The sequence below is a fragment of the Mesorhizobium sp. WSM4833 genome (assembly GCF_055811095.1).
Genome location: NZ_JBVVQG010000024.1, coordinates 18,003 through 35,803, shown reverse-complemented (window position 1 = coordinate 35,803; position 17,801 = coordinate 18,003). Strand labels below are relative to the sequence as shown.

General features: G+C 64.1%; 22 protein-coding genes. 12 read left to right on the top strand and 10 right to left on the bottom strand.

Going from position 1 to position 17,801, the window contains the following annotated elements:
• Window positions 1-47 precede the first annotated feature (47 nt).
• Window positions 48-542 carry a hypothetical protein gene (locus AC0L2D_RS30225; RefSeq protein WP_013528675.1) on the top strand — a complete coding sequence of 165 codons (495 nt, stop codon included), beginning with the start codon at window positions 48-50 and terminating at the stop codon, window positions 540-542.
• 296 nt (window positions 543-838) lie between these two features.
• Here AC0L2D_RS30225 and AC0L2D_RS30220 read toward each other — a convergent pair whose 3' ends face one another.
• Window positions 839-1,498: a response regulator gene (locus AC0L2D_RS30220; protein WP_013528674.1), complete on the bottom strand. Its 660-nt coding sequence runs from the start codon at window positions 1,496-1,498 to the stop codon at window positions 839-841.
• Window positions 1,495-2,889, bottom strand: coding sequence for a sensor histidine kinase (locus AC0L2D_RS30215; RefSeq protein WP_024502211.1), 1,395 nt, complete (start codon window positions 2,887-2,889; stop codon window positions 1,495-1,497). Before AC0L2D_RS30215 ends, AC0L2D_RS30220 begins: the two co-directional genes overlap by 4 nt.
• A 169-nt stretch (window positions 2,890-3,058) precedes the next feature.
• Here AC0L2D_RS30215 and AC0L2D_RS30210 point away from each other — a divergent pair, with 169 nt between their 5' ends.
• The 5 genes from AC0L2D_RS30210 to AC0L2D_RS30190 all read left to right on the top strand — a co-directional run bounded on the left by AC0L2D_RS30210 (window position 3,059) and on the right by AC0L2D_RS30190 (window position 7,019).
• Window positions 3,059-3,400, top strand: a complete 342-nt coding sequence (locus AC0L2D_RS30210; RefSeq protein ID WP_013528672.1) for a hypothetical protein — start codon at window positions 3,059-3,061, stop codon at window positions 3,398-3,400.
• 14 nt (window positions 3,401-3,414) lie between these two features.
• Window positions 3,415-4,128 (top strand): phosphatase PAP2 family protein, encoded by a 714-nt coding sequence (locus AC0L2D_RS30205; RefSeq protein WP_027161239.1) that lies wholly within the window; start codon window positions 3,415-3,417, stop codon window positions 4,126-4,128.
• Between the two features lie 269 nt (window positions 4,129-4,397).
• Window positions 4,398-4,676, top strand: a complete 279-nt coding sequence (locus AC0L2D_RS30200) for a helix-turn-helix domain-containing protein (RefSeq protein ID WP_013528670.1) — start codon at window positions 4,398-4,400, stop codon at window positions 4,674-4,676.
• Window positions 4,677-4,841: 165 nt separating this feature from the next.
• Window positions 4,842-6,491, top strand: coding sequence for a SulP family inorganic anion transporter (locus tag AC0L2D_RS30195; protein WP_473543829.1), 1,650 nt, complete (start codon window positions 4,842-4,844; stop codon window positions 6,489-6,491).
• 129 nt (window positions 6,492-6,620) lie between these two features.
• Window positions 6,621-7,019, top strand: a complete 399-nt coding sequence (locus tag AC0L2D_RS30190) for a hypothetical protein (protein ID WP_473543827.1) — start codon at window positions 6,621-6,623, stop codon at window positions 7,017-7,019.
• A gap of 172 nt (window positions 7,020-7,191) precedes the next feature.
• On the opposite strand, the gene AC0L2D_RS30185 is transcribed toward AC0L2D_RS30190, so the two are convergent.
• Window positions 7,192-8,052, bottom strand: coding sequence for an SMP-30/gluconolactonase/LRE family protein (locus AC0L2D_RS30185; RefSeq protein WP_473543825.1), 861 nt, complete (start codon window positions 8,050-8,052; stop codon window positions 7,192-7,194).
• Between the two features lie 113 nt (window positions 8,053-8,165).
• Here AC0L2D_RS30185 and AC0L2D_RS30180 point away from each other — a divergent pair, with 113 nt between their 5' ends.
• On the top strand, window positions 8,166-8,966 hold the full coding sequence (locus tag AC0L2D_RS30180) for a helix-turn-helix domain-containing protein (protein WP_473543823.1): 801 nt from the start codon (window positions 8,166-8,168) through the stop codon (window positions 8,964-8,966).
• A 21-nt stretch (window positions 8,967-8,987) separates the two neighbouring features.
• On the opposite strand, the gene AC0L2D_RS30175 is transcribed toward AC0L2D_RS30180, so the two are convergent.
• From AC0L2D_RS30175 to AC0L2D_RS30160, 4 genes are read right to left on the bottom strand one after another with little or no spacing between them, the layout of a single operon-like run.
• Window positions 8,988-9,449, bottom strand: coding sequence for a hypothetical protein (locus AC0L2D_RS30175; protein WP_473543821.1), 462 nt, complete (start codon window positions 9,447-9,449; stop codon window positions 8,988-8,990).
• 1 nt (window position 9,450) lies between these two features.
• Window positions 9,451-9,969, bottom strand: coding sequence for a hypothetical protein (locus AC0L2D_RS30170; RefSeq protein WP_473543819.1), 519 nt, complete (start codon window positions 9,967-9,969; stop codon window positions 9,451-9,453).
• Window positions 9,962-10,306 carry a hypothetical protein gene (locus AC0L2D_RS30165; protein WP_013528664.1) on the bottom strand — a complete coding sequence of 115 codons (345 nt, stop codon included), beginning with the start codon at window positions 10,304-10,306 and terminating at the stop codon, window positions 9,962-9,964. The genes AC0L2D_RS30170 and AC0L2D_RS30165 overlap by 8 nt, the downstream gene beginning before the upstream one ends.
• An 11-nt stretch (window positions 10,307-10,317) precedes the next feature.
• The gene (locus AC0L2D_RS30160) at window positions 10,318-10,461 is read right to left on the bottom strand and encodes a hypothetical protein (RefSeq protein WP_023813481.1); all 144 of its coding nucleotides are present in this window, start codon (window positions 10,459-10,461) and stop codon (window positions 10,318-10,320) included.
• Between the two features lie 147 nt (window positions 10,462-10,608).
• Here AC0L2D_RS30160 and AC0L2D_RS30155 point away from each other — a divergent pair, with 147 nt between their 5' ends.
• Complete coding sequence (locus AC0L2D_RS30155; protein WP_473543817.1) at window positions 10,609-11,610, top strand: helix-turn-helix transcriptional regulator; 1,002 nt, start codon at window positions 10,609-10,611, stop codon at window positions 11,608-11,610.
• Between the two features lie 54 nt (window positions 11,611-11,664).
• Here the strand turns inward: AC0L2D_RS30155 and AC0L2D_RS30150 are convergent, their stop codons facing one another.
• The 3 genes from AC0L2D_RS30150 to AC0L2D_RS30140 form a co-directional block, all read right to left on the bottom strand.
• Window positions 11,665-12,471 carry a C40 family peptidase gene (locus AC0L2D_RS30150; RefSeq protein ID WP_013528661.1) on the bottom strand — a complete coding sequence of 269 codons (807 nt, stop codon included), beginning with the start codon at window positions 12,469-12,471 and terminating at the stop codon, window positions 11,665-11,667.
• Window positions 12,472-12,558: 87 nt separating this feature from the next.
• Entirely contained in the window at window positions 12,559-13,491 is a 933-nt protein-coding gene (locus tag AC0L2D_RS30145) for a CHAD domain-containing protein (protein ID WP_473543814.1), read from the bottom strand.
• Entirely contained in the window at window positions 13,488-13,961 is a 474-nt protein-coding gene (locus AC0L2D_RS30140) for a CYTH domain-containing protein (protein ID WP_013528659.1), read from the bottom strand. The genes AC0L2D_RS30145 and AC0L2D_RS30140 overlap by 4 nt, the downstream gene beginning before the upstream one ends.
• Window positions 13,962-14,051: 90 nt before the next feature.
• Between AC0L2D_RS30140 and AC0L2D_RS30135 the strand changes: the two genes are divergently transcribed.
• From AC0L2D_RS30135 to AC0L2D_RS30120, 4 genes are read left to right on the top strand one after another with little or no spacing between them, the layout of a single operon-like run.
• Window positions 14,052-14,750, top strand: a complete 699-nt coding sequence (locus tag AC0L2D_RS30135; protein ID WP_224674790.1) for a CerR family C-terminal domain-containing protein — start codon at window positions 14,052-14,054, stop codon at window positions 14,748-14,750.
• Window positions 14,747-15,700 carry an HlyD family secretion protein gene (locus AC0L2D_RS30130; RefSeq protein WP_013528657.1) on the top strand — a complete coding sequence of 318 codons (954 nt, stop codon included), beginning with the start codon at window positions 14,747-14,749 and terminating at the stop codon, window positions 15,698-15,700. The genes AC0L2D_RS30135 and AC0L2D_RS30130 overlap by 4 nt, the downstream gene beginning before the upstream one ends.
• The gene (locus tag AC0L2D_RS30125) at window positions 15,697-16,617 is read left to right on the top strand and encodes an ABC transporter ATP-binding protein (RefSeq protein WP_013528656.1); all 921 of its coding nucleotides are present in this window, start codon (window positions 15,697-15,699) and stop codon (window positions 16,615-16,617) included. Before AC0L2D_RS30130 ends, AC0L2D_RS30125 begins: the two co-directional genes overlap by 4 nt.
• Window positions 16,614-17,750: an ABC transporter permease gene (locus AC0L2D_RS30120; RefSeq protein WP_064992708.1), complete on the top strand. Its 1,137-nt coding sequence runs from the start codon at window positions 16,614-16,616 to the stop codon at window positions 17,748-17,750. The genes AC0L2D_RS30125 and AC0L2D_RS30120 overlap by 4 nt, the downstream gene beginning before the upstream one ends.
• Window positions 17,751-17,801: the final 51 nt, after the last annotated feature.

Sequence of the window (17,801 nt, the reverse complement as noted above, 5' to 3'; positions counted from 1 at the left end):
TGCAACGTTGGGGTGGGGCGCGCCGGGCTCAGTCGTCGGAGATCAGAATGCACAGATCGGTCACGACCCGTTGTTGCCGGCTGGCGCTCAAATCGGCAGCGGCGCTGGTGTTGACGATTGCGCCCTATCAAATTGTCCTGGACGGCTCCGTTTCCGGCATCCACACCGTCAGCGCATACGCCAAGGGTGGCGGTAACAGTGGCGGTGGTGGTGGCGGAGGCAACAGTGGGGGGGGCAACGGCGGCAATTCCGGCGGAAGCAATAGCGGGAACAGCGGCAACGGCAATGGGAATAACGGCAACAGCGGTAATAGCGGCAACAACGGCAAATCAGGATCCAATCAGGGTAAGAGCGGGAGTCATGTCAATGCAAAGACCGGTGACAAGGTCGACGTGACCGGCAACAAGATCACAGTCCGGCATCCCGACGGCATAACGGAAAAGCTCGAGAACGGTCGTTTCAGCATGAAGGACGCTCTCGGTCGCACGATCATCGACCGCCAGGCCACGCCGGCCGATGCCAATCGTCTCAAGGCCTTGTGAAGCTGGCCAACAGGCAACGGTCAGCTTTGCACGTCACCTCCGCCGCCCCCCGGCGGAGGTGACCTCGTTTCCGGCCGGCGTCGTCCCGGTTTTCGGCACCGCAATGGCTGCGGTCCCGAGGCGCGACGCGCTTTTGCGCAATCCGGGACGGGAAACCGCTGCGCATTTCTTCGGACCTGCCCAGAGCAATTCTAGAAAAAGTGTGAAGCGCTTTTCGCGTAGCGCTTTTCCCTTGGGAATTGCGTCAAAACAAAGAGTTAGAGCAGCTCGCCGTTTTCGTGAAACGGTGAAATGCTTTAGGAGGGCCTGTCGCGGTCGCGCCACTCACGCATCATCAAGGCCGCTTCGGTGCGATTTCGCACATTGAGCTTCGACAGCACTCCGGTCATGTGATGTTTGACGGTCTTCTCCTGCAACTCAAGCCGCAAGGCGACTTCCTTGTTGCTCAGCCCCTCCGCCACCAGCCGCAGGATTTCCGTTTGCCGATCGGTGAGCTGCCGCAGCCGTTCCGCCAAGCCGTCGGTCGGCTGCTGGGACTGGAGATCCGAAAGCAGCCGGGCCGATAGTGTCGGCGAGAGATAGCTTTCGCCGGCAGCGACATTGCGCAGGATGTCGGCGAGCCCGCGCGACCCGACGCCTTTGAGGACATAGCCATTCACCCCTGCGTTCAGCGCCTTGGTCACATCGGCATTGGCCTCCGAGACGGTCAGCATGACGATCTTCTGGGCGGGATGGTTGGCGAGGATGCTTGCGACCGCGCTCAGCCCGCCGCCCGGCATCGAGATGTCGAGCAGCAAGATGTCGGGCCGCATCGTCGCGGCGAGGCGTTCGGCATCCTGCGCCGTGGCGCCCTCGCCAACCATCTCGAAGCCTCCGATCTCCGACAGGCTGCGCGTCACACCTTCGCGAAAGAGGGGATGATCGTCGACAATGGCGATGCGAATGGTCCCAGTCATGCTTGCTCCTCGACCGACAGACGGATCACCAAACGCGTACCTTGCGGCCCGGTCAAGGTTTCGAACTGTCCGCCAATGCTTTCGACCCGTTCCCTGAGGCCGGCGAGCCCGAGGCCTTCGACCCGTGCCGTCGGATCGAAACCCGGCCCGCGGTCCGACACTTCGACAAAAAGCCTGCCACCTTTCATCCCGGCACTCACCGCCTGATCCTTGCCTAGCCCGTGGTGATAGGCATTGTTCAGCCCTTCCTGGACGAAACGATAGATGCTGATCTTCTCTGAGGCGCCGGGTTCAGGCAACTGTCCGGCCAGCGTCAGCGTCACCGACGTTCCCGTCCTCTGTTCGTGTTCCTTGACGGCCAGCCGCAGAATGTCGGTTGCGGCAGCCGTCTCGATCTGCGGCAGGACAAGGCCGGTGCAGATGCCGCGTATTTCGCGCATCGCATCCTCCAGCGTCTTGCGAATCATCGTGACCTCGGTCGAGCGGCTTGCGCCTGAATGGCCATCGCTGGAAAATATCGGGCTGTCCATGCGCAGCGCCGCCAGGGCCACGAGTTGGGCCGGGCCGTCATGCAGGTCGGCGCCGATGCGGCGCAGATATCTTTCGTTGAGCGCGGTGGCGCGGCGCGAGGCCTGTTGCACGCGCAGTCGCAAGGCACTGTTTTGCGCCACCAGACCCTGCAGTTCCGACACCTGGCGGCGCAGCGCCCCACGCTGGTCGTCGATGGTGCGGCTGCCGCGTAGGACGATGCCCGACAGGAGCAGGAATGCCGCCAGGGTCGCGCCGGCCACGATCAGCCAGCTCGACCACAGAGCGGAAGCCAGGGTGGCCTGGAAATCGTCGGCGATCTCATAGAACTCGGTAACCGCCACCACCTCGCCCGACCAGGGCTCGCGCACGGGATTGTAGATCTCCAGCAATGGCAAGCCGGTCGCCTTCTCCTCGCTCTCATCCTCATCGAAAGTATTGAATTCAGCGACGACATTGCCTTGGAAAGCGGAACGCAGATTGTCGCTCGGAGCGAAGCGGCGGCCGATCAGGGCCGTCTCCTTGGCATAGAGGACCGTTCCGTCGCGGCGCCAGAGCATGAACGATTCGAGGCGCTTGCCGAGCGCGCCCTGGCCAAGCGTCTCGTCCAGCGCCTGCTTGACGGAATCGCTGAGCTCCTGCTCCTTGCGCAAGTCGGGAAGCAGCGGCGCAATCACGCTGTCGACATAGAGCGCCGTCGTGGCGGCCGAATTGCGGATGACGCCCTCTCTGATCTGCGCCGTCACCCAGGCGCCCACCACCAGCATGACGGCCAGCAGGCCAAAGCCGCCGGCAACGACGAATTGCAAGGCAAGGGAGAGTTCGCTCCAGCGTCGCGTCAAGTTCTGCAGAATACGAATCATGAACCCCTGACCGCCCTTCAATCGACTGGCTGGACGATGTCGGTACATTGAGCCTCCGTCTTGCCATTGCCAAGAGCTTCGTTTGGTCGAGCGCTTGACGTCCCGGCGCGCTTCGGAAACAACGTCCGCGACACATGCGGCGGGAGCCGCTTCGAGAGGGGACGGAACGTTGAGTTTTTCGGGACTGCTGCAGCTCGGCTTTTCAACGGTCATTTTCCTGCTGGCGGCGACAGCCGCCAAGCAATGGGGCCTGGCGCCGAGCCTTGGCAAGATCGCGCTGACGCTGGCGCTCTATTCGCTGGGCAATCTGATCATGCTGCGGCTGATCCGCGAATTCGGCATGTCGGTGTCGTTCAGCCTGTCTGCCGTCATCCAGCTGGTCTCGGTGAACGTCGTGGCACTGGTCTTCTTCGGCGAGCGCGTCAACGCGCTGCAGGCGACCGGCATCATGCTGGCGATCGCCGCAGTGGCGCTGATCACGCTCGGACCCTATCTGCAAGGCCGGCTGTAACGGGCGGATTGCCGATGAAGAATGCCGCGAACGCTTTGCTCAACCGGGTCGAATTCCCGGTGCTGCTGGCCGGCCTGGTCATCGCGGCCGGCCTTTGGGGATTCGAGGAGCTGATGGAGATGGCGCGCGCCACCACGCCGCACGCCTTCGACACCGAAATCCTGCTCGCCTTCCGCCAGGCGGGGCGGCCTGACAGCCCGATCGGCCCGCTGTGGCTGCAAGGGGCTATGCGCGACATCACAAGCCTTGGCAGCGGCAGCGTGCTGGTGCTGATCGTGACGGCGGTAATCGTCTATCTCCTGCTTATCCGCAGGCCGGCGACCGCCCTTTTCATCTTCGTGGCGGTGGCCGGCGGTCAGGTGTTGTCGAGCCTGCTGAAAGCCGGAATCGACCGGCCGCGCCCCGAACTCGTCTCGCATCTCGTCAACGAAACGACGCTGTCTTTTCCCAGCGGCCACGCCATGCTGTCGGCGGTGACCTATCTGACGCTCGGCGCGCTGGCGGCACGCTTCCTGCCCGGTCGAACGACGAAGATCTATGTGCTGTCGCTGGCGGTGCTGACGACGCTGCTGGTCGGCATCAGCCGCGTCTATCTCGGCGTCCACTGGCCGTCGGATGTGCTGGCCGGCTGGTGCGCCGGCTTCGTCTGGGCGATGCTGTGCTGGCTCGCTGCCCGGACGTGGCAACGATGGCGTGGGCAGCACCCGGACGGCGAGACTGGAGACTAGATCAGCCGGTTGATCAGCCCGTGCCCGCAGCCGGCCAACAGGAAAACCGCCGACAGCAAGGCTGCCGATGTCATGAAAGTCTTGAAGATATTCAACCGCGTTACTCCCTGCCCAGATGGAAGACCTTAGCGCGCAATCCCGGGAAAGTATCTAAAAAATGGTCAGTCAGGCGCCGCTACTTACGTCTCAAACATCCATCCTAATGCTTGAAACATCAGAATGATGATATTATACCTTACTCCTGCAGACTCAGACGGGGATTCCGGCCGATGATCACTGCCGCGCAGATGCGCGCCGCAAGGGCGCTGGCCGGCATCGATCAGAAGACGCTCGCCGAGCGCGCCGGCGTTTCGCTTCCGACTATCCAGCGCATGGAGGCGAGCGATGGCGTGGTCAGGGGCGTGGTCGACACGCTGATGAAGGTCATCCAGGCCCTCGACGAGGCCGGGGTGGAGCTGATCGGCGAGAATCAGGCCAGCGAGCGCGGCGGCCGGGGCGTGCGCCTCAAGCCTGCCGTGCCGCCGGATCCCAAGGCTGAGCCGGCATAAAGTCGCGACGGCGACCGCCGACAGCCCTGCCGACGATCCCGCCGCCTTTCAGGGTGCGAAAGGCAGTCCATGGATCAGACGCAGCGGGCAGGGCATGAACCGGCCCCCAGATCGGCCCAAAGGTCGGCCCACCAGTCGGCAAAGCCGACATTTTCCGAATTGTTCATGCCAAAGCTCGTGACGGTCTGGCGCGAGGGCTACACCTTCGCCGACTTCAAGGCGGACGCCATTGCCGGGCTGACGGTGGCCATTGTCGCGCTGCCCTTGTCGATGGCCATCGCGATCGCCTCGGGAGTCACGCCCGAGCGCGGCCTCTACACCTCGATCGTCGGCGGCTTCATCATTTCGGCGCTCGGCGGCAGCCGCTTCCAGATCGGCGGCCCGGCCGGCGCCTTCATCGTGCTGGTGGCCGCGACGGTTGCCCGGGTCGGTATCGACGGGCTGCTGCTGGCAACGATGATGGCAGGGGTCTTCCTGCTCGCCATAGGCTATCTCCGTCTCGGCACCTACATCAAGTTCATTCCCTATCCGGTGACGGTCGGCTTCACCGCCGGCATCGCCGTCATCATCTTTTCCGGACAGATCGTCGAACTGTTCGGGCTGAAGCTTGCCGGCAAGGAGCCGGGACCGCTGGTCCCGAAGCTGATCGCGGTTGGCGAGGCGGCCGGCACCATCAACCCGGCGGCGACCTTCGTGGCGGTGTTGACCATCGCCACCATCGCTGGCCTGAAGCGCTGGCGACCGACATGGCCCGCAATGCTCATCGCCATCGGGCTGGCATCGCTGGTCGTGGCGCTTCTCGCACTGCCGGCGGAGACGATCGGCACCCGCTTTGGCGGTATACCGCGCAGCCTGCAAATGCCCGCTTTGCCGCCGATCAGCCTGGACAGGATGATTGACGTGCTGCCGGATGCCATTGCCTTCGCCTTGCTGGGCGCCATCGAATCGCTGCTTTCGGCGGTGGTCGCCGACGGGATGACGGGCCGCCGGCATCGTTCCAACTGCGAACTGGTGGCGCAAGGCTTCGCCAACATCGCATCCGCCCTGTTCGGCGGCATTTGCGCCACCGGCACCATCGCCCGCACGGCGACCAATGTGCGGGCCGGCGCCCACGGACCGGTTTCGGGCATCGTCCACGCCGCCATCCTGCTCGCCTTGATGCTGGTGGCGGCGCCGCTCGCCAGCTATATCCCGCTCGCCGCCCTGGCCGGCGTGCTGGCGGTCGTGTGCTGGAATATGTTCGAGAAACAGGCCTTCGCCACCTTGCTGCGTGCCTCGCGCGGCGATGCGCTGGTGCTGATGGCGACCTTTCTGCTCGTCATCTTCCGCGATCTCACCGAAGGCATCGTCGTCGGCTTCGTGCTGGGGTCGATCCTGTTCATCGACCGCATGGCCAAGTCGATTGCGGTCGAGGCCGATCAGCCGCTGGTGCAGGAGGATGTCGCCGACAGCACCAAGGCCTACGATGCCAGCGAGGCGACCGACGCCGACACCGTCGTCTATCGCATTTCGGGCGCCTTCTTCTTCGGCGCCGCATCGACCGTCGGCACCGTGCTCGACCGCATAGCCGACCAGCGCAGGAACTTCATCCTCGACTGCTCGGCCGTACCGTTCTTCGATTCGACGGCGGCCAACGTCATCGAAGGCGCCGCCCACAAGGCGAAACGCGCCGGTGTCCGCTTCATCATATCAGGCGCCGCGCCGCAGATACGACGCATGCTGATCACCCACGGCGTCAAGCGCCCGCTGGTGACCTACGCCGCCTCGATCAAGGATGCGCGGGCGCAGCTGAAAGGGAAGCTGGAGGCGGGATAGGGGCCGGGATTTGCCGGCCGGTGGCCATTGTCAGGACAAGGTGTCCACCTGTTGAATGCCAACTTCTTGACGTTGAGCTGACTCACGCACGGCGCGACGTGAACACCGCTTTGCGCCGCTCCTCGCGGTTTGTCCGATACCATCGCCCGCGTCTTCGAAATTGATGCGATGACGAAATGGCGTCGGAAAGAATACGAGATACTCTCGCAATCTTCACACCTGTCCTATATAGCCGCTGCACTGACGATCTTGTCCGGAAAGCTCGGTCAAGAAGAGGTGTTCGCACCCGCCATTTTCGAACTAGCCTCAGTGCACTCGCCTCACACGATCTTCTACGCTGCGGCTACTACATGGTATTTTTCGCGGCTTAGCAACTCGGTCCTGCTAGGGAAAAAGGCGGGTGAATGTGCAATCGTCCTCGACAAGGAGAACGACTGGCATCAGCGAATGGTAGCAGCACGCGACACCCTATCTGACGTGATGCTGAAACATTGGTCGACCCAAACCGGTGGTCACGTCGAGGTTTAGTTTCGGTGAAGAACATCCTTTGGGTCGTCGCATGACAGACGACCGCAACGGGCCAGACGTCGTTAGTTAGCCGCACTGCGAGTTCGAGTTGGTGATCTTCGCCGACGAACGAACTTTCCCCTCACGGCTGCGAACGTCTCGCAGCTCTGCCCTGAGGCGCCGATCATGGCTCTCAATCGAGCTTCAGCGCCACAACCTCGCCTTCGTTCATCAACGGCACATAAAGGATCGACTTGCCATCGGTGCCGATGTCGGCGCTGCCCGGCTTGAACTGCGCCACCACCTCCGGCGCGCCGCCCGCATGATAGCGGTAGAGCGTGCCGGTCATATAGGCGGTGGCGTAGATGGTGTCGCCGATGGCTACGACGCCGTCGAGATCGGCGAATTTCTGGGCACCCGGCAAGGGCGAAACCACCTTGCTGGCGATGTCGACCGACAGCAGGCCGCCAAGCTCCGTCGTGCTGAAGTCGGGCTTGATGCCCTTGCCCCAGGAGGCGACGATCAATCGGCCGCCATCGGCGAAGATGCCGTTGGGCGAAGCCAATGCCCCGTCCTTGACGAACAGCTCCGGCCGGTCGCCATCGATGCGGTAGATGGCGTCGGCCAGCATGTCGGTGACATAGACCTTGCCGGATTGGTCCGATGTCATGTCGTTGAGGAAGACCGCGTTCGGCACCGAGATGCTGGCGACCAGCTTGCCGCTGGCGAGGTCGACGACGCGGACTTTCGTGATGTCGGCGACATAGAGCTTGCCGCCCGAGATCGCCATACCCTTGGGTGCGTCCATGCCGTCGGTCCAGTGCTGGGTGACCGTCTTGCCGTCCAGCGACAGCACGGAGAGATAACCGTTGCCGTCGGCCTCGCCGGGATTGCCTGATATGTTGGAAACGATGATGCGATTGTCAGCGGCGTCGAACAGGGCCGATTCCGGCTGTTCGAGCCCGGTGGCGCGCCAGAGTTCGCCGGCCTCCGCGGCGGGCACCGCGGCAATGCCGATGACGGCGATAAAGGTTGAGGTGATGAGGGTGTTCATGACTGCTCTCCTGAGATGACGAGGCAGAGCTATGGCTTTCGATACTTTCCGGAAAGGCCTGACACCGCTAGTATCGAATATCGATACGAAACTAGCGGCAAGAGGTGCATCCGATGAACGGTCTGATCTTCCAGGCGCTGAAGCGGACGTTGAAGGCGAAGGGCGTCACCTATCGCGCGCTTGCCGAACGCATGGGCGTTTCCGAACCGACGGTGAAGCGTATCTTCCATGAGCGCAATTGCAAGCTCGACCGGCTGATGGAGATTTGCGCTGCGGCCGGTGTCGAACTGGAAAACGTGCTCGGCTCGATGAACCGGGGGCCTGGGCCGGTCAACCACATCGCGCCGGAGATCGAGCGCAAGCTCGCCGGCCGGCCGGCGCTGCTGTTCATCTTCGTCATGCTGTCAGAAAAGTTCACGCCCGAAGGCATCATGCGCTCGCAAGGCCTGAGCGAGGCTTCGATGTTCCTCTATCTGCGCGATCTCGAGGAACTCGGCCTGATCGCGCTCGGACGGGGTCTTTCGGCGAGACTGCTGGTCGAGACGCCGATCCAGTGGAACTTCGAAGGGCCGCTCAGGCCGCTGTTCGAGATGACCAACAAGAATTTCATCGGCTGGGCCATCACCCATATCGACAAGGAAGCGACCTTCGTCAGCTTCTCCAGGCGGATGCGGCCGGAGACGGCTGAAATGGTGCGGCGCGAGGCGGAGGATCTCGCCGACCGCGCCAAGCTGCTCACCCATCACGACCAGCACACGACGCCGGAGGATGGCCTGATCGGCTACAAATGGACGTTTGCCTTTGGCGCGACGCCATTTCCGGCAATCATGCCGATCGGGCCGCACGCGCGAGATGCCGGGGCGAGGCCTGATACGCCCGCCGCCGCGAAAGGACGGCGGCCGCTGCCGGCCTGACCAGGCACCGCGTCAATCGTCTCAGCACGATTGCATCTGGTGGCTGAGCTTGCCGCGCACGACCCTGGCAGTGCCGACCGCCACCATTTTTGCCGCTGTCTTGCCCCCCGGACCCGCCACGCGACCGGCGACGCCGACCGCGCCATTGACGGCGCCCATCGTCTTCATCTGCCTGACCGTCTCGTTCATACGCGCCCGGCAGTCCTGCATTTTCCTGGTCGCCTCGACTGCAGCCAGGGCCTCGCCAAGGCCTGCCGGCGAGTCCGGGCCGGCCGCCAACTCCGCCAATTGCGCATGCTGGTCTGGCGTGATCGGCGGGCTGGCGGCCGTCTGGCTGCAGCCGGAGGCCAGCAGGCAGATCAGCATCGCGATCGGGCTGCCTCGCCCGGCACGTGCCGTGGCTGGAAAAATGCCACGATATTCGGCCTCGAGGCTCCCGCTAGGAGTTGCTTTTCCCGCCACCCGTTTCCTGTTGTCCAACATCCTATTGCCCCACCGCCGGGCCGAGGATGAGGCTGCGGATTTTTGGCGTCAGCGGCCTGACGACGTCGGCGAAGGGATCGCCCTCAGTCCGCAAAATCATCAAGCCTTCGACCTCTTCGTCGATGGCGTCGATGGTCTCCGTCTTCTGTGCCTCGGTCAGCTCCCTCATGCCGGATATGGCATTTCTGAGCTTGGCGAAAATGGCATCGAGTTCCGCGACCGGCATCGTCGCCAGGAACCCGCGCATGGTCTCGCCAAGCGCGACCTTCCAGCTGTCGGCGGTGAAACCGGCTGTGCCGATCAAGCCCTTGTCCGCGGCATCGCGCTCGTACCAGTCGGCGGCGATCTCCTCGTCATAGGCGAACTGACCGAATTCGGGCTGCAAGACCTCGATCAGGCCGACGACCGCCGACGCATCCCGCGCTGTCAGGGCCAAGGCCTGCGGGCTGTCGAAGATCATGCCGGCAAGTGCGAGCGCGCCGGCCAGCCGGCGCATGGCTGCGAAACGCCGCTCAGCCATAACAATCCTCCGCAATGCCGGCCCGGGCACTGCTCGTTGCCTGGGACTGCAGAACCGAGCCGCCGATCGAGGCGGCCTGGCCGGCAATGACCCCACCATTGCCAGCCAGACCGCCAAGACCCCCCGCCATCGACAGCACACCGCCGAGCAGAGCCGCATTGGTCTGCGCCTTCGCCGCCTTCTTGGCCGCATCGGCGCATGCCGTTTCCGTCGTCGGTTCGTTCCGGGCCTTCTTGCTGCCGGCCGCGCTCGCGATCGATGCCGGCCTGTCGTCGACCTGGCCCGTTTGGCAGCCCGCCAGGGCAATGGTCAGGGCCAGGAAAATGCTCTTTTTCATGGTGCTGCTCATCATCGGGCAGCGCGCGGCGGCAGCTTGGCCTCGCGATGATCGGTCACTGCGTTGCCCAAGGCGATCGACAGCAGATAGACACGCGGATTGAACCCTGCCGCAGCCAGTGCCGACAGCGTCTTGAACAGTTGCAAATGAAACATCGTGCCCCCTTTGGATTGCCGCCAATGCGGTTCCGGTTCCGGAATCGCGCCGCAAACTAGGGGCATAAAAGGGGGTCAGCTTGGACAGAACGGCACTGAAAGCGGCCAAAACGGCCCGGGATTGACGTTTTGCAGGCTCCGGCGCATATGACCGCGCTCTTGGGCATGGGGGTGTCGATGACTGCGACGATGGGGACGTCAGCTTCATTCAGGCTGGCGACGGAGATGTTTCCGGAGCGGGATCGCGTCGAGATCACGCGCGAGGTTTACGGCCGCACGGTTCTGAGGGTGGACCTCGATCCGCTGGCGCCGGCGCAGATCGACATGCGGGTGCGCGCGTTGCCAGGCCTCGGCATCGCCACCGGCAGCTCATCGGAATTCCGGGTGCATCGTACGTCGTCGCTGATCGACAATGACGACTTCGTTCTCCTGGCGGCCCTCGACGGGGGCAGTGTGATGAAGCATCGCGGCCACGAGGAGGCGGTCGGCAACGGCCAGGCGCTGATGATGAGCGGTGAAGAGGTTGGCCTCAACCTGATCGGCGCCGGCGGGTTTCGCTTCGTCAATCTGAGTTTTTCGCGCAAGCAGCTTTCGCCTCTGATCGGCGATCCGGCCGCGGTTCTTATGCGGCCCTTGCCGACCCAAAGCGGGGCGATGCGGCTGTTGCTCGACTATATCAGCTCGATCCAGGAGGTCGGAGACGAGTTGACTGCGGAGGCCTGCCACCTTGCGGCGGCGCATGTCTTCGACCTTGCCGCACTCGCCATGGGCGCGACCAGGGATGCGGCCCAGATCGCACGCGGCCGCGGCGTCAGCGTTGCCCGCTTGCGCGCCATCAAGGCCGATATCGTCGCGCATGGTGGCCATGTCGACCTGTCGGCGCAGGACGTCGCCGCCCGCCACGGACTGTCGGCCCGCTACGTCCGCAAGCTGTTCGAGAGCGATGGCACATCCTTGATTGATTTCATGATGACCCAACGGCTGGCGCGCGCCCATCGCATGCTCGGCGATTCGCGCCATGCCGGACGCAGCATCACCGCGATCGCCTACGAGGCCGGCTTCAACGACCTTTCCTATTTCAACCGGGCGTTCCGTCGCCGTTATGACGCCACACCCTCGGACGTGCGGGCCGCGGCTTGCAAGCACTGACGCCCGGCTGCCGGCCAGCGGTCCTGTGCAGCGGCTGGACTCATTTGATCGCGTTTATTCGGCGGCCTTGGCCCCGGGATCGGCAAGCTTGTCGTCCCAGGTCACCGCCCGGTAGTCGAAACCATATTCCAGCGTCGGCTTGACGATGCGGAAATAGGGCGACAGGTCGAAATCGCGCGGCGTGTAGAGCGAGTGGTGGCGGATGTGCAGGATTTCCTTGCGCGAATAGTTCGACTGCGCCGAGGCGCGGCCGGGCGCACGGGTGATCTCGGGCAGGATCGGATAGCGGATCTGGCCATACGCCTCGGCAATCAGCGTCGAGCAGATCGCCCGTGTCGGATCGCCGGAACCGAAGGCCAGCATGCGGCGGCGCCAGCGCACCGGCACCGGCGGTGTCGGGAAGAAAAAACGCAGCATGTCGAAAATGTTCTTGAGGTCGTATTTCAGGCCGAGCTTGCCGATCATGAAGGCGACGACCTTGTCGCGATCCTCCGGCGCCAGCCCACTCGCCCGGCAGATACGGGTGTTGTAGGTGCGGTAGCGCGACAATGGAACGGCGACGCAGCCTTCGCCGATCGTGACCTCGATCAGGCGCGGCCGCTCCGAGCCGTCCGCCGGCGCGGGCAAGGCATCGCCGATATAGAAGGCCGCATGCGACCAGGTCGACTGGGTCAGGTACTTGATCGCCGCCGAGATCTTCTGGTTGCCCTCGATCAGCAGGATGTCGCCGGGCTCAAGCGTGCGACGCAGCGTTTCGGCATCGGATGGGGTGTAGGGCTCGTATCCGGACGATTCTTCCTGCAGCCGGCCGGCAAGCCAGCGGCCAAGTCGATCCAGAAGCGTGTCGCCGGGCTCGGTCATACTCCATGGCGATTAGCATGGGCGGGTAATGAGGGCTAGCGCACGCCTTTCTTCCGTCCGGACTGAGAGGAAGAGCGCCAAGTCATCCTACGATGCCGCGGCCTCTTCCGGCGGCGCAGCCAGATCGTCGCGCGCCTTGCGGGCCAGTTTGCGTGTCGAGCGTTTGGGACTGTCGCCGAACAGCTCGGCCGCCTCGGCAAGGCAGCTCTTCTTCAGCTGCTTTTCCGACCGCTTCAAAAGCTTGGCCAGAAGTTTCGTGTCCTCGGGCGGCCCGAGCAGCCGGTCGTCGGCCTCGAGCAGGGCGCGCATCACCAGCACATCGTGCAGGTCGCCCAGCCGCTCGCCCAGTTCGTCGACCGCCTTGCGCCTTGCCTTGATCGGTGTCGGCCACAGCCTGCCGAGCAGCGACAGATGCATGCCGTGGGTCTTGGCCGCCTTGCGCAGATCGTGGAAATCATCGGCCGCTCCCCGCGATCCGGCCTTGTCGAGCGCCTTCCTGGCGCGGCGCAGCGTGACGCGGGCGCCTTCGGCAAGCACGTCGGCCGCCTGTTCCGGCTGGTCGGGCAAGGCCAGCGTGCCGATGCGGTGCAGGCCCTCCTCGCAGGCGGCGGTCGCAGCACCGATGGCCGCTTCGAGCCCTGTACCTTCGTGCAATTCATGCTGGCGCGCGATCAGCCTGTCGCGAACCGCGCCCAGCCCATCGTCGGCGCCCTCCTTGGGAAAGCTTGCCGCCAGGCGGTCGATGGTTTCGATCAGCGCTGTCGCCTCGCGCGGGCCGGCAAGCAGGGCCGCCACGTTGCGGTAGCACTGGTTTTCTGTCTCACAGAATGTTTCGTCACCGGAACGAACAAGCCGCAGCAAGGCGCGAGCGCTCTTCAGCCGCTTGCGGCATTTGTGCAGCGCCTGTTCCGGCCGGCTCCGTGCGGCGTCAAGATGATGCAGCGCCTTGCCGATCTCCTCGGCAAGGATTCTCCTGACCTCGCCGGTCAGCGGCAGGCGCGGATCGATGCGAAAGCTCATGCGGCGATCTCCGGAATCCCACCAAGGGCGAGCGACGCGTTGTAGAATTTCTGCTCGCCGGTGACTTCACGGCCGAGCCAGTCGGGCAGCATTTCGTCCGGCACGTCCTCCGGCGTCTCAAGTTCGGCGACCACAAGTCCCGCAAGCGGTCCGCCAAAGACATCGACTTCGTAGAGATAGCCACGGTGCCTAACATGGTGACGTGTCTTCTCGATGACACGTCCGATGGCGAAGTCCAGCATCTCCACCGCCTCCGACAGCGGGATCGGGTATTCGAATTCGTCGCGCTCGCGCGCTTTGCTGCCGAATTTGAGCGTCAGCTTGGCGGAAGTGCCGTCGCTGATGCGGATGCGCACTGTGCGCCCGGGGCCGGCAGCGAGATAGAACTGGAGAATGCGGATATTGGCCTCGGCCAACTCCCGCCATGCGGTGCTGGTGACCAGGAATTTTCGTTCGACTTCCTTGCCCATGGCCGCGCACTAAAGCGTTTGCCGCCGTCGATGGCAAGACAATGACGAACAGAAGTTGACTTTAATCAATCGATTGATTAAAGTGCGCTCATGATCAAACTACCTGAGCCCAAAGTTCTTCGTCGCGAGCCCGCCGAGATGACGCGCGCGGCGCTTGTCCAGGCGGCACTGAAGCTGTTCGGACGGCAGGGCTTCGATGGCACCTCGACGCGCGAGATCGCCGCCGAGGCGCAAGCCAATATCGGCTCGATCGCCTATCATTTCGGAAGCAAGGAGGGTCTTCGCACGGCCGCCGCCGACTTTATCGTCGAGACCATCCAGACGGTCGCCGGCCCGGCGCTCGGCAATGCGCAGGCGCCCGCGCCGGTCGGTCCGGAGGCAGCGCAGGCGCAGCTCTTCGCGGCGCTGGAGCGAATGGTCGGCTTTGTCGTGGCCAGTCCGCAGGCCGGTGAGATCGTGCAGTTCATCCTGCGCGAACTTTCCCATCCAACGGCAGCCCTCGATCGTATCTATGACGGTGTCTTCGAGCCGAGCCATCGCCGGCTGTGCCAGCTGTGGGAACAGGCAACTGGCGAGCCCGCCGAAAGCGAGGCCACAAGGCTCACCGTGTTCACGCTGATCGGCCAGGTCATCTATTTCCGCATCGGCCGTGAGGCGGTGATGCGCCGCATGGGCTGGCCCGATATCGGGGCCGCGGAGGCCGCCAAGGTGGTGGCGGTCACATCGGGCAATCTCAAGGCCATATTGGCCGCCAGAAAAGGGGCAAAGACAAAGGGGCAAAGACCATGAGCTTTCTGTGTTCGCTGCCGCTCGCCGCGCAGCTCTTCTCGGCCTGTGCCCCGGCAGCACCGCTGGCCGTCGGCTATGTCGAAGGCGACTACGTGCTGCTGGCGCCGATCGAGGTGGCGCAGGTAGAGACCGTCACGGTCAAGCGCGGCGACCGTGTCATGCCCGGCACCACCGTTGTGACGCTGGAAAGCGCCGATGCAAAGATCGCTGTGGCGCAGGCGCAGGCAAGCCTTGCACAGGCGCAGGCACAACTCGCCGACCTGCAGATCGGCAAGCGGCCGGAAGAGATCGCCGTGCTGAAGGCCGAGGTCGATATGGCCAGCGCCCAGGCCGCCGACGCCAAGCGCAAATACGACCGCGCCGCCGATCTGTTCAAGCGCGGCGCCGGCACGCAAGCGGATTTCGACACCGCGTCGGCCACGCTCGAAACGGCCAATGCGCAGGTCGGCCAGGCCAAATCCAATCTCGCCGTCGGCGGCCTGCCGGCGCGCCCCGAGACGATCAAGGCCGCCGACAATCAGGTCAAGCAGGCGCAGGCCGCGTTGGAGCAGGCGCAGTGGCGGCTGTCGAAACGGGTGCTGGCCGCCCCTTCGCCCGGCCGCGTCAACGACGTCATCCGCAATCCGGGCGATACATCAGGTCCGACCGCGCCTGTGATTTCGATCCTGCCCGACGGCGCGGTCAAGCTCAGCGTCTATATCCCGGAGAGCGCCTTCTCCTCGGTCAAGGTCGGCACCTTGCTCGGCGTCCATTGCGACGGCTGCGGCCCGGATGTGAAGGCGCGCGTCAGCTACGTCTCGCCAGATCCCGAGTTCACCCCGCCGGTGATCTATTCGCTCGAGAACCGGCAGAAGCTGGTCTACCTGGTCGAGGCGCGGCCGGAGGGCGATGCCGGCCCGCTGCAGCCCGGCCAGATCGTCGATGTCGATCTGGCGGACAGCGCAAGATGAACGCCATCGACGTCCACGGCCTGGTCAAGCGCTTTGGCGACAAGACCGTCGTCGACCATGTGACGATGTCGGTTGCCGAGGGCGAGATCGTCGGCTTTCTCGGCCCCAACGGTTCGGGCAAGACGACCACCATCCGCATCATGTGCGGCCTGCTGACCCCGGACGAGGGCGAAGGCACGGTGCTCGGCTTCAACATCCGCACCGACAGCCTGCGCATCAAGCGCGAAGTCGGCTACATGACGCAGAAATTCTCGTTCTACGAGGATCTGACGATCGGCGAGAATCTCGAATTCGTCGCGCGGCTCTACCGGCTGAAGCCGGTCGAGGAGCATGTCGCGAGCACGTTGGAGGACCTCGGCCTGACGTCGCGCCGCAACCAGCTGGCCGGCACCTTGTCGGGCGGCTGGAAGCAGCGGCTGGCGCTGGCCGCCTGCATCATGCACAAGCCGAAATTGCTGCTGCTCGACGAGCCTACGGCCGGTGTCGACCCGAAGGCGAGGCGCGAGTTCTGGGACGAGATCCATCGCCTCGCCAGCGGCGGGCTGACCGTGCTGGTCTCCACCCACTATATGGACGAAGCCGAGCGCTGCCACCGCATCAGCTACATCTCCTATGGCAAGATGCTGGCCACCGGCACTGTCGCCGAAGTGGTGAAAAATGCCGGGCTGACCACCTTCGTCCTGCAGGGTCCGCGCCTCGATCAGGTCGCCGAAGCGCTTCAGGGCCGCCCCGGCGTCGATCAGGTGGCGCCGTTCGGCGCGACGCTGCATGTCGTCGGCTCCGACAAGAAGAAGCTCGAAGCCGCGCTTGCCGATGTCGAGAGAGAGCACAAGGGCGTGAAAGTTTCGCCCGGCGAAACCAGCCTCGAGGACGTCTTCATCCAGTTCATGTCCGGCTCGAAGGACAACATGGCATGAACAGCGTCTTTTCCTTCGCCCGGCTTGGCGCCTTGCTGATCAAGGAATTCATCCAGATGCGGCGCGACCGCATCACCTTCGCCATGATGCTCGGCGTGCCGCTGATACAATTGGTGCTTTTCGGCTACGCCATCAACAACGACCCGAAAAGCCTGCCGGCAGCACTCGTGGCGACGAGCAACGATCCCTATACGCGCGCCATTGTCGCGGCGCTGCAGACCACCGGTTACTATCGTTTCGACCATGTCGCGCAAAGTGCCGCCGAGGCCGAGTTCCTGATATCGCGCGGCGACGTTGCCTTCGTCGTCACCATCCCGGCCGATTTCGCCAGGAGGGTGGAGAGCGGCAACAGCCCGCAGATACTCATCGAGGCCGACGCCACCGACCCGGCGGTGGCAAGCGGCGCCATCTCGACGCTCGGCACAGTCGCCAGCCAGGCGCTGCTGAGGGCGCAAGGCACGCAGGAAGCCGCCGCCGAGGCCGCCAAGGGTCAGCTCGATGTCGTCGTACACCGGCGCTACAATCCCGAAGGCATCTCGCAATACAACATCGTGCCCGGCCTGCTGGGCGTCATCCTGCAGATGACCATGGTGATGATGACCTCGATCGCGCTGACACGCGAGACCGAGCGCGGAACGATGGAGAACCTGCTGGCGATGCCGTCCAGCCCGCTCGAGATCATGATGGGCAAGGTGCTGCCCTATCTGGCGGTCGGCGGCGTGCAGGTGGTGGTGGTGCTGGCGGCGGCGAAACTTCTGTTCGCCATCCCCTTCACCGGATCGATGTCGCTGCTCCTGACCGCCGTGCTGATCTTCGTGCTGGCGCTGGTGCTGCTCGGCTACACGATTTCGACCATCGCCCGCACGCAGATGCAGGCGCTCCAACTCACCTTCTTCTTCTTCCTGCCGTCGATCATGCTGTCCGGCTTCATGTTCCCGTATCGCGGCATGCCGGACTGGGCACAAATCTTCGGCGAGATCTTCCCGCTGACGCATTTCCTGCGCATCACCCGCGCGGTGATGCTGAAGGGCGCCGAACTGCCGGCGGTGGCCGGCGAGATCGGTTGGCTGGTGGTGTTCGTGGCTTTGTTTGCCGGCGTAGCATTGGTGCGATTCCGGCGGACGCTGGATTAGACGCCGCACGACGTCCAGTCTTGCTACCAGCCTTTGCTCCTTGCTCCGCCC

What these genes read in the sequence shown, in the direction of transcription:
- AC0L2D_RS30185 (WP_473543825.1), bottom strand. Translation starts at nt 8,052, where the DNA reads ATGAACACCCTCATCACCTCAACCTTTATCGCCGTCATCGGCATTGCC.
- AC0L2D_RS30140 (WP_013528659.1), bottom strand. Translation starts at nt 13,961, where the DNA reads ATGGGCAAGGAAGTCGAACGAAAATTCCTGGTCACCAGCACCGCATGG.
- AC0L2D_RS30205 (WP_027161239.1), top strand. Translation starts at nt 3,415, where the DNA reads ATGAAGAATGCCGCGAACGCTTTGCTCAACCGGGTCGAATTCCCGGTG.
- AC0L2D_RS30125 (WP_013528656.1), top strand. Translation starts at nt 15,697, where the DNA reads ATGAACGCCATCGACGTCCACGGCCTGGTCAAGCGCTTTGGCGACAAG.
- AC0L2D_RS30145 (WP_473543814.1), bottom strand. Translation starts at nt 13,491, where the DNA reads ATGAGCTTTCGCATCGATCCGCGCCTGCCGCTGACCGGCGAGGTCAGG.
- AC0L2D_RS30200 (WP_013528670.1), top strand. Translation starts at nt 4,398, where the DNA reads ATGATCACTGCCGCGCAGATGCGCGCCGCAAGGGCGCTGGCCGGCATC.
- AC0L2D_RS30215 (WP_024502211.1), bottom strand. Translation starts at nt 2,889, where the DNA reads ATGATTCGTATTCTGCAGAACTTGACGCGACGCTGGAGCGAACTCTCC.
- AC0L2D_RS30150 (WP_013528661.1), bottom strand. Translation starts at nt 12,471, where the DNA reads ATGACCGAGCCCGGCGACACGCTTCTGGATCGACTTGGCCGCTGGCTT.
- AC0L2D_RS30130 (WP_013528657.1), top strand. Translation starts at nt 14,747, where the DNA reads ATGAGCTTTCTGTGTTCGCTGCCGCTCGCCGCGCAGCTCTTCTCGGCC.
- AC0L2D_RS30170 (WP_473543819.1), bottom strand. Translation starts at nt 9,969, where the DNA reads ATGGCTGAGCGGCGTTTCGCAGCCATGCGCCGGCTGGCCGGCGCGCTC.
- AC0L2D_RS30160 (WP_023813481.1), bottom strand. Translation starts at nt 10,461, where the DNA reads ATGTTTCATTTGCAACTGTTCAAGACGCTGTCGGCACTGGCTGCGGCA.
- AC0L2D_RS30180 (WP_473543823.1), top strand. Translation starts at nt 8,166, where the DNA reads ATGAACGGTCTGATCTTCCAGGCGCTGAAGCGGACGTTGAAGGCGAAG.
- AC0L2D_RS30155 (WP_473543817.1), top strand. Translation starts at nt 10,609, where the DNA reads ATGACCGCGCTCTTGGGCATGGGGGTGTCGATGACTGCGACGATGGGG.
- AC0L2D_RS30195 (WP_473543829.1), top strand. Translation starts at nt 4,842, where the DNA reads ATGCCAAAGCTCGTGACGGTCTGGCGCGAGGGCTACACCTTCGCCGAC.
- AC0L2D_RS30135 (WP_224674790.1), top strand. Translation starts at nt 14,052, where the DNA reads ATGATCAAACTACCTGAGCCCAAAGTTCTTCGTCGCGAGCCCGCCGAG.
- AC0L2D_RS30220 (WP_013528674.1), bottom strand. Translation starts at nt 1,498, where the DNA reads ATGACTGGGACCATTCGCATCGCCATTGTCGACGATCATCCCCTCTTT.
- AC0L2D_RS30120 (WP_064992708.1), top strand. Translation starts at nt 16,614, where the DNA reads ATGAACAGCGTCTTTTCCTTCGCCCGGCTTGGCGCCTTGCTGATCAAG.
- AC0L2D_RS30225 (WP_013528675.1), top strand. Translation starts at nt 48, where the DNA reads ATGCACAGATCGGTCACGACCCGTTGTTGCCGGCTGGCGCTCAAATCG.
- AC0L2D_RS30165 (WP_013528664.1), bottom strand. Translation starts at nt 10,306, where the DNA reads ATGAAAAAGAGCATTTTCCTGGCCCTGACCATTGCCCTGGCGGGCTGC.
- AC0L2D_RS30175 (WP_473543821.1), bottom strand. Translation starts at nt 9,449, where the DNA reads ATGTTGGACAACAGGAAACGGGTGGCGGGAAAAGCAACTCCTAGCGGG.